Here is a 9,689-nt window from a genome sequence, read left to right as displayed (position 1 = left end):
CAACGCCGCGCCGTCGACCGGGCCATGAACCCGGATGCACGCGCCGCCGAGTGTAATTTCAATCACGGCCCCATGAGTGCTCGGCCTGGCCTCGCAGGATTCCTCCATCGCCAGGACAGGCACGAACGTCGTATTGGCGCCCGCGGTGGCGCTCGCAGCCTCGCGCGCCAGGCGTCGCCAGTGGTGAAGAAGGCCCAGGCTCATCCCATGACGCCGCGCCACGTCCGAGACATTGGCGCCGGGCACAAAGCTCTCCGCCGTGATCTGCGCCTTTTCCTCGCGCGCCCAACGCCGACGGCGCTCCACCCCGCTGATCACCTCAACACGGCGCCCGACCCCATATCCAACATGTACGCGCTGGGCATCATGCGGATCACCTTGCCGATCGTCGTCACTGGCCAAATCATCCCCCTCTACCTCATCGGAGTGGCCATCATCGCGCCTCACGCGCGGCTCCGAAACGTGGGGTGCTCATGCCGGATACTCCCCTTCTGCATCTCTCAGGGTGGAAAGCGCGTCATCGTCGTCTAAAAATATCCTCTCCAGGTCAAACAGGGCTGTTTTGTAATCGTCGAATGCTGATTCCCCATCCTCGTCGAGCCCTACTCTGTTCTCAATATCTGCGACATGATCTTTGATGTCGGGAAGAAACTTCCTCATCCAAATTGTAAATTCTACTAGATCCATCGGATTGAATAGGGAAAGCACATCGTCTGTTAGGAATAATGTATCGAGCTCGTCTCTCAAGCGCTGTTTGACGACGTACACAATGTTTGACCTTTCCTCGTCGGGCAGTAGACCTAGTTTCTGTGCGCGAGCCATGAGGCCGATTTTTGGATTGTTTGACAGGCTAAAATAGCTTCGAGACTCTCTTAGGAAAACGTCCGGTTCGTGTTCAAGAAACATTTTAAGACATACATCTGATGCTCGAACTTCAAGAAACCTGAATAGCAGCGTATTTACATCTGGTTCGTTAGTTACGTCCAATAGACGCCTTGCAAGTATAGGGAATTGATCCTCGCTGACAGCAATCGCGTCTTTAATGGGTTTACAGCCTATACAAACAACCTCAGAAAGTATGCTGCTCCAATGAGCTCCACGGATATAGAGCTCTGCAGATTGGGGATTCAGTGCGATAATCTCCGAAAAAGCATCCACTAGGGTTGGGTGTTTAAATGTCCACCAATTATGGACACCGTCGGTAGCTTTAACTATAAATGAATGGTCGAGCTCATGAAGCGCTTCAGATAGAGAAATGTCTTCAAGTCCATATGCTTTTGCAACAAGGCCCCATGCGCTACTGTTTTCTGATGAGTTAATAACGAGCCTACTTCTCTCGACATAAACAAGCGCCAGAGCCGCTTGATGAACACGTGCCAGCTCTCTTATAACTTCTACAAGGTGTGTCTTAGGTTCTCTAACAAATGCAAGTAGGGCAGCACGACTATACCCTACTCTACTTGTATACATAGAGTCGCCAAGTCGCCTGGCTATCTCGGGTATAAATCGGCCTTCCGACGCGAGATCCTGCAGATGCGGTTTGACCTCGCGTTTCCAGCAAGCGGGCTGGTTGCCCGCTTTGATGTGATTATAAAGGATTTGGCGACGTTCCTCCTCAGAAAGGTCGCCAACATCTACTATAGCCTTCTTATTCTTGAAAAGAGGATGATTGCGAGTACCTAATCTTGGCTTGGCTCCCTCATATATATGACGCCGCGAAGTCAGTACAAATCGATTCCCTTTCGCCATTGCGGCTTGCACAAATGGCATTATGGAAATCCATGTGTCTATGTAATCTGTACGGACTTGAGTTGGTCCAAATGCGTCATCTACCCAGTAAAAGCGGCTGGTCTCATGAGGATTCCATCGGTTTATGAGGTCCATAGGACCGTCGCACTTAATGGATCTCTGACCGTCGCCTTCGAGTACTGTTGTTGCCAGAATTGCGGCTATTGTCGACTTTCCAGTCGCTGGCTCACCCAGCAAAAGAATTATCTTGTGCTCTGTAAGAGCGCGTACGGCGTGTCTGTGTGCTTCAGTAGGTACATACACCTTTAGGGTGTCTGTCAGGTGTCCTAGTAGTGCAGCAGTCTGTGCGGCACGTCGCTCATCTAATATCGTTGACAGATCGCCAAGCCCATAAACGCGAGGTACAAGTGCCCGCAGCCTTGCACTCTGACGAATGACCTTAGTAATGAACTCACCACCAAAAACATGAGGCTTGCTCACCCCGAGTGCACGCAGCCGATCTCGTACCTGTACTGCTGTGGTAGCATCAACCCCCATGTTGGTGATGACAACATAGGTATTCGCCTGCCCACGAGCTACCAAATCAATAATAGATGCCTCTTCGGAGTGAAGGTCCGATAACTTAAACCTCCTCGTCGCTTTGGATGTGAACTTACATTGCGCAGTGCCGTCCTTGTACGTCCCCGATTTCGACTTAATCAGGAAAACGGCGTCTTGTCCCCCATCTTGGGCCTCTCGGAAAATCGCAACAGTGCTCCTCAAGGTCTCTTCTAAAATCTGAGCCGACAGATCCTGGAACGCCTTCCAGCCTAGCGTGTGTAATTGCAGATCAGTCCACGCGCCTTGCGGTCTGGAATGTAACGGGAGCTCTGGTGCATTATTCATTATTACGCCCGCCGCCCCCGCCCCCCCTTCTTCCAAACCCCCACCCCCGGATCCGGCCGCTCCCGCTTATCCGGCACCACGCCCGAGGCAACCGGCCGCTCCGTCGCCCCCGGCCCCATCTCCTCCAATGTCGGCTTCCGCGCCCGTGGCTTCGCCTCGCCGCCCCCGAAATTATGCGGCCCCATATCCGCATCCGTCGGCTTGTGCGGCCGGCTCTCCGGCAGGTTGGCGGCCCGCCCGTACTTCCGGTCCCCTTTGAACGCCCCGGCCTGGTCCTCCACGGCCTGCTGGCGCGCCATCGGGTCGTTGCCGATGACGAGTTCCGCCTGCTGCATGCGCTTCAGCTCATCGCGCAACCTCGCGGCGGTCTCGAAGTCGAGGTCGGCGGCGGCGGCGCGCATGCGTTTTTCGAGGTCGGCCAGCATGGCCTTGAAATTGTGGCCGATCATCTCGGGCTTGGCGAAGCCGGCGTCGACCGTGACGTGGTCGGCCTCGTAGACCGAGTTGAGAATGTCCTGGATGCCGCGCTTGATCGAAGCCGGGGTGATGCCGTGGAGGGTGTTGTAGGCCGTCTGCTTCTCGCGGCGGCGGCCGGTCTCGGCGATGGCGCGCTCCATCGAGCCGGTGGTCTTGTCGGCATAGAGGATCACCTTGCCGTCGACGTTGCGGGCGGCGCGGCCGATGGTCTGCACCAGCGAGGTCTCGGAGCGCAGGAACCCCTCCTTGTCGGCATCGAGCACGGCCACCAGGGCGCATTCGGGAATGTCGAGGCCTTCGCGCAACAGGTTGATGCCGACCAGCACGTCGAAGACGCCGAGGCGCAGGTCGCGGATGATCTCGATGCGCTCGATTGTGTCGATGTCCGAGTGCATATAGCGGATCTTGATGCCGTGATCGTGCAGGTATTCGGTAAGGTCCTCGGCCATGCGCTTGGTCAGCACGGTGACGAGCGAACGGTAGCCGGCCTGCGTCGTGGCCTTGATCTCGCCGAGGAGGTCGTCGACCTGGGAACGGGCCGGGCGGATCTCGATGGGCGGATCGATGAGGCCGGTGGGGCGGATCACCTGCTCGACGAAGACGCCCTGGGCGCGCTCCATCTCCCACGGGCCGGGGGTGGCCGAGACATGCACGGTCTGGGGCCGCATGGCGTCCCATTCCTCGAAGCGGAGCGGCCGGTTGTCCATGCAGGAGGGCAGCCGGAAGCCGTATTCGGCGAGCGTCGCCTTGCGGCGAAAGTCGCCGCGATACATGCCGCCGATCTGCGGCACGGTGACGTGGCTCTCGTCGGTGAAGACCAGGGCATTGTCGGGCAGGTATTCGAACAGCGTCGGCGGCGGCTCGCCGGGCTTGCGGCCCGTGAGGTAGCGCGAATAGTTCTCGATGCCCTGGCACGAGCCGGTTGCCTCCAGCATTTCGAGATCGAAGGTGCAGCGCTGTTCGAGGCGCTGGGCCTCCAGCAGGCGGCCGGTGCCGTAGAGCTCGTCGAGCCGCGTCTTCAGCTCGGATTTGATGGCCTTGATGGACTGCACAAGGGTCGGGCGCGGCGTGACGTAATGGGAATTGGCATAGACCTTGACGCTGTCGAGGTCGTTGGTCTTCTTGCCGGTGAGGGGATCGAATTCGACGATGCTCTCGATCTCGTCGCCGAAGAAATTCACGCGCCAGCCGCGGTCCTCATAGTGGGCCGGGAAGAGTTCGACCGTATCGCCGCGCACCCGAAACGTGCCGCGGGTGAAGTCGGGCGTGCGCTTGTACTGCAGGGCCACGAGATCGGCGAGCAGCTGGCGCTGGTCGATCCTCTCGCCGACCTTCACCGAGAACGTCATGGCCGTATAGGTCTCGACCGAGCCGATACCGTAGATGCAGGACACCGAGGCGACGATGATGACGTCGTCGCGCTCCAGCAGCGAGCGCGTGGCCGAGTGGCGCATGCGGTCGATCTGCTCGTTGATGGTCGATTCCTTCTCGATATAGGTGTCCGAGCGCGGCACATAGGCCTCGGGCTGATAGTAATCGTAGTAGGAGACGAAATATTCGACGGCGTTGTTGGGGAAGAAGCTCTTGAACTCGCCGTAGAGCTGCGCCGCCAGCGTCTTGTTGGGGGCGAGAATCAGGGCCGGCCGCTGGGTGGCGGCGATCACCTGGGCCATCGTGAAGGTCTTGCCCGAGCCGGTGACGCCGAGCAGCACCTGATCGCGGTCGCCGCGCCCCGTGACGCCCTCGACCAGCTCCTTGATGGCGGTCGGCTGGTCGCCCTTGGGCTCGTATTCGGAGACTAGATCGAAATGGATTCCGCCTTCCGACTTGTCCGGGCGGGGCGGCCGGTGAGGGACCCATTCCGAGGCCTTGCCCTTGAAGCGCGGGTCGCCCGTCTCCAGCAGGTTTTTGAGCACCTCGGCGGTCGCCTGGGCGCCGGAAATGCCGCGCGGGTGGCTGAGTTCCGGCTCGGGCTTTGGCGTGATCTTGCCGCTCGGCAGAGGTTCGCCGCTGTCGAAGCCGGCCTGGGGCGCCTCGCCGAAGCCGGGCCGTGGCGCCGTCTGGGGCTCGTTCAGGGCCGGATTCAGCAGGGCCGCGAGATGTTCGCCGAGCGGCACGACATCCGGGCGGGACGCCTTGGCGCGGGAGGGCTTGAGGGGCTTTTTGACGGGTGGCATGAAGCGAATATGGAGAGTTTAGGCGGCAAGGCCAAGACTTCCTTCTCCCGTGCGAACGGGAGAAGGTGTCGCGGTGAAACCGTGACGGATGAGGGCCGGCTCAGCGTCTACGATTCCCCTCATCCGACCTTGCTCCGCAAGGCCACCTTCTCCCGCTCACGCGGGAGAAGGGATGACGCCTTCGCTCTAAACTGGCTCCACCACCAGGGTCACGCCATCCATCCGGACGATCCGCACGCGCGTGCCGGCCGCGAGATCGGGCCCGACGAGGCGCCACGAGGTGTCGCCCTGCGGCAGGCGGCCGACGCCATTGTGGATCGGCGTGTCGAGCACCACCTCCCGGCCGACGAGATCGTGGCCGCGGCGGTTCAACGTGGGCGGCGGATTGCGCATGAGGCGGCGTCCCAGCAGGGCCGCCACGGGAGCCAGAAGCGCGAAGACGATCACCTGCACGGGCCAGGAAGGCGCGGTTGCCGCGACCACGAGCCCGGTCGCCAGGCAGGCGAGGCCGAGCCAGATGAGGAAAATGCCCGGCGCGATCACCTCGCCGATCGCGAGCCCAAGCCCGGCGATGATCCAACACCAGCTGGCCCCGATGCCGAGCGCCAGCGCGCTCATCGCGGCGGCGTCGCACCGGTGTTGGGCACCCGGCCGCGCGGAACCGGCGGCGTGTCGCGGTCGCCGAACACCGAGCGCGTGATCTCGGCGATGCCGCCGAGCGTCCCGGCCAGGGCCGCCGCCTCGATCGGCACGACGATGACCTTCTGGTTGGGCGCCGTGGCGATCGCCCGCAGGGCATCGATGTATTTTTCGGCGACGAGGAAGTTCGCGGCGGCGAGGTCGCCCCGGCCGATGGCCTCGCTCACCATGGCGGTGGCCTTGGCTTCCGCCTCGGCCTGGCGCTCGCGTGCCTCGGCGTCCCGGAAGGCCGCCTCCTTGCGGCCTTCGGCCTCCAGGATCGCCGATTGCTTGCGGCCCTCGGCGCGCAGGATGTCGGCCTGACGCTGGCCTTCGGCTTCGAGCACGGAGGCGCGCTTTTCCCGCTCGGCCTTCATCTGCCGCGCCATGGATCCGGCGAGATCGGCCGGCGGCAGGATGTCCTTGATCTCGATGCGGGTGACCTTGACGCCCCAGGGCGAGGCGGCCGCATCCATGACGCGCAGGAGTTTCTCGTTGATCTCGTCACGGTGGGACAGCAGCTGGTCGAGGTCCATCGAACCCACGACCGTGCGGATATTGGTCATGGTGAGCGTCAGGATCGCGGTCTGCAGGTTCGAGACCTCATAGGAGGCGCGCGCTGCATCGAGCACCTGCCAGAACGCCACGGCATCGATCTTCACGCCGGCATTGTCGCGCGTGAAGGCCTCCTGGCTCGGCACTTCGACGACCTGCTCCATGACATTCACTTTGCGGCCGATCTGCTCGATGTAAGGCGTGATCAGCCCGAGCCCGGCGCTCAGCGAGCGCGAATAACGGCCGAAGCGCTCGACCGTGTAGACATAGCCTTGCGGAATGGTGCGGACGCCGGCCGCGATGGTGACGATGACGAGAAGCGCAAGGACGAGCGCGAAGATACTGAAACCGACCGACAGATCCATGCGTTCCGCCTCGCGCTACGAGCGATCCTGTGTACGTCGGAAGCAAGGCCGGGGTCCAGAGCGGCGCACTTTCGCCGCATGGCGGCTACACCGGGAGTGGCAGGGCCGCGCCGATGAGATGTCCCTGCAGGTAGTCGACCCCCCAGCCGGTCAGCAGTTCGGCGGTTTCCTCGGTCTCCACATATTCGGCCACGACCGGGATGCCGAGATGCTTGGCGAGGCCGACCAGCGTGCGCACGAAGACCGCGTCGTCTGGCGACTGCGCGAGATCCCGCACGAAGGCGCCATCGATCTTCAACAGGTCGATCGTCAAGTCGCGAAGGTTGCGGAAGGACGAGAAACCGGCCCCGAAATCGTCCATGGCCACTCGCACCCCGCAGGCCTTCAGGCGCTTCACCGTCGCGGCCATCACGGCGAGGTCGTCGATGGCGGCGGTCTCGGTGATCTCGACGATCAGGCGCGAGGCCGCGGCGCCGTGTTGGGTCAGGCTGTCGAAGGCGGCTTCCATCCAGGCGGCATCCTGCGCGCTGCGCATCGACAGGTTGACCGAGAGCCGCGCCTGCGGATCGGCCTCGAGATGAGCCAGCGCAAGGTCGAGGACACGACGGTCGATGCGTTGGACCAGACCGGTACGCTCGGCGACCGGAAAGAAATCCGCCGGAGACACGAGCGTGCCATCGGGGCGGCACAGACGCGACAGGGCCTCATGGCAGAAAAGCGCCCGGGTGGAGGCGACCACGATGGGTTGGAAAGCAAGCTGCAGGCGTGATTCGTCGAGGGAGACGATGATCTCCTCGGCAACAGCCTGCTCTCGAAGCTCGCCGCGCCGCAGAAAAGCCGGCGCCTCCAAGATAACATGGCGTCCCGAGGCACGGGCTTGGTCGAGCGCCGTCTCGGCCCGTCCCACCACGGCCGCGGCATCGCGATCGCCAGCCGCCGTGGTCGCGGCACCGATGCTGACTTTGGCCGTCACGACGCCGACGGATGTCGGGATCCCGGTTTCAGCGAGAACGGACGCAAGACGGTCGGCAACATGGGCCGCCTCGGTCGGCGCCGCATCGGCGAGCAGGATGGCGAAGCAGAAGGCCGAATGGCGCATGACGATATCGGTGTCGCGCAGTGCGCGGCACAGCGCCTCCGCCACAGCGAACCGGAATTCCTCCTCGACATCCGCGGCGCCGAGGCCAAGCCTCCCGGGAGGCGCGGCATGGACCAGCATCAACACCGGCAACTTCCCGTCCCGGCGTGCTGTCTCCAGCAACGAGGGCAGCAGACCGAGAAGGGTGGTGCGGCAGAATTGCTGCGCGATCAGGCCGTGATAGCTATCCGTCGCCTCCGTGCGGCGCAGGATCGCAAAGGTCTGAGGGTCCAGGCCGGCGTCGCCGGTCGAAAGAGCCGGCGGATGATCGGTGGCACGCCGCATCGGGATCCGGGTCTCGCTGAGGTCATCATAGTGCGTCTGCGATCTGTCGAGTCGACACGCCGGACGCACCGTCATGCTAATCTACTGCCGTGGTCTTAACAATCGATTCACGATCGCCGCGGCGTCGGGCGCCATCCCGGCGGGGCCAGTTCGAAGCCCGCGAAGTCGAAGCCGGGCGCGACGGTGCAACCGACGAGCGTCCAGGCGCCCAGGCTTGTGGCCGTCTGCCAGCATCCGGGCGGCACCACGATCTGCGGGATCTGGCCAGCCATGATGTCGGGGCCGAGACGGCGAGCCTCGGCATCGTGCCCGTTGGGCGAGACCGTCAGCACAAGTGGCGCTCCTGCATAGAAGTGCCAGACCTCGGTCGCGTCGATGCGGTGCCACTCCGACACTTCACCCACATCGAGCAGGAACAAGATGGCTGTCGAACGAGAGCGCCCTGTTGCATCGACGGCCGGGTCGCGGAACATCTCGCGATAATGGCCGCCTTCCGGATGCGGCTTCAGGCCGAGCCGCGCGATGATGTCGCGCGCCTCCTGCCTGACCGGCGAGGTCACGCCCGGTTCTTCCGTTCCCGCAATTCGACGAAGACGGCCGTCGGATCAGCCCCTGCCATGCCGATCGAGCGCTGCAACGTCGGGTCGCCCGCCCGCAGGAACGGGTTCGTGGCGACTTCGAGGGCGATCGTGGTCGGTACGGTCGGCTTGTCGTCCTTGCGTAAGGCCTCGACATCGAGGAAGCGGGACTGCAGCAAGGCATTCTCCGGATCGACCGTCAGGGCGAAGCGAGCGTTGCTGAGCGTATATTCATGGCCGCAATAGACCAGCGTCTCGATTGGGAGCCGCGTCAGCTTCAGCAGCGATGTCAACATGATCGGCAGGGGAGTCTCGAGCACACGACCGCAGCCGAGCGGAAACAGCGTGTCGCCCGCGAAAAGCAGCGATTCGTCCTCGAACCAATAGACGACATGGCCGGCCGTATGGCCGGGAGTTTCCAGAACCTTCGCCTTCAGCTTGCCGACGCTGACAATCTCGTCTTCAGCGACTTCGAGCGCGACATTCCCGATCTTCGAAGCCTCTTTGGCCGGCGCCACTACGCGCGCCTCGGGAAAACGCGCTTTCAGGCCGGGGATGCCTTGGACATGATCGGCATGGTGATGTGTGACCAGAATGTCGGTCAGCGTCCAACCCTTCTGGTCGAGGGCGTCGAGGATAGGCTGCGCCTCGGGCGCGTCGATCGCGGCCGTGCTGCCGGTGACGGAATCGTGCAACAGGACGCCGTAATTGTCCTTGAGACAAAGGAACTGATGGACATGAGCTGTCATCCGGCTTCTCCGAAGCGGCCACGGCTCCTCACCTGAGCCGTTGGGGATGTGGG

General features: G+C 62.5%; 8 protein-coding genes. All 8 read right to left on the bottom strand.

Annotated elements, in window-relative coordinates:
- A partial coding sequence (gene tnpA, locus M8523_RS24065; RefSeq protein WP_282587448.1) for an IS66-like element accessory protein TnpA occupies positions 1 to 447 on the bottom strand: 447 nt, incomplete at its 3' end.
- Between the two features lie 24 nt (positions 448 to 471).
- Entirely contained in the window at positions 472 to 2,670 is a 2,199-nt protein-coding gene (locus M8523_RS24060) for an nSTAND3 domain-containing NTPase (RefSeq protein ID WP_282587447.1), read from the bottom strand.
- Positions 2,637 to 5,288 (bottom strand): excinuclease ABC subunit UvrB, encoded by a 2,652-nt coding sequence (gene uvrB, locus M8523_RS24055; RefSeq protein WP_282587446.1) that lies wholly within the window; start codon positions 5,286 to 5,288, stop codon positions 2,637 to 2,639. Before uvrB ends, M8523_RS24060 begins: the two co-directional genes overlap by 34 nt.
- A gap of 186 nt (positions 5,289 to 5,474) precedes the next feature.
- Complete coding sequence (locus tag M8523_RS24050; protein WP_282587445.1) at positions 5,475 to 5,906, bottom strand: NfeD family protein; 432 nt, start codon at positions 5,904 to 5,906, stop codon at positions 5,475 to 5,477.
- Positions 5,903 to 6,886 (bottom strand): SPFH domain-containing protein, encoded by a 984-nt coding sequence (locus tag M8523_RS24045; RefSeq protein WP_282587444.1) that lies wholly within the window; start codon positions 6,884 to 6,886, stop codon positions 5,903 to 5,905. The genes M8523_RS24050 and M8523_RS24045 overlap by 4 nt, the downstream gene beginning before the upstream one ends.
- Positions 6,887 to 6,971: 85 nt before the next feature.
- Positions 6,972 to 8,309 (bottom strand): EAL domain-containing protein, encoded by a 1,338-nt coding sequence (locus tag M8523_RS24040; RefSeq protein ID WP_282587443.1) that lies wholly within the window; start codon positions 8,307 to 8,309, stop codon positions 6,972 to 6,974.
- Positions 8,310 to 8,416: 107 nt separating this feature from the next.
- Positions 8,417 to 8,869 carry a cupin domain-containing protein gene (locus M8523_RS24035; protein ID WP_282587442.1) on the bottom strand — a complete coding sequence of 151 codons (453 nt, stop codon included), beginning with the start codon at positions 8,867 to 8,869 and terminating at the stop codon, positions 8,417 to 8,419.
- A complete protein-coding gene (gene gloB / locus M8523_RS24030; protein ID WP_282587441.1) occupies positions 8,866 to 9,636 on the bottom strand; it encodes a hydroxyacylglutathione hydrolase in 771 nt (256 codons plus the stop codon). The genes M8523_RS24035 and gloB overlap by 4 nt, the downstream gene beginning before the upstream one ends.
- Positions 9,637 to 9,689: the final 53 nt, after the last annotated feature.

It is taken from the genome of Lichenifustis flavocetrariae, from assembly GCF_026130545.1.
Taxonomy (GTDB): Bacteria; Pseudomonadota; Alphaproteobacteria; order Rhizobiales; family Beijerinckiaceae; genus Lichenihabitans; species Lichenihabitans flavocetrariae.
The sequence above is the reverse complement of the archived record's forward strand: the minus strand, read 5'-3'. Positions and strand labels throughout refer to the sequence as shown.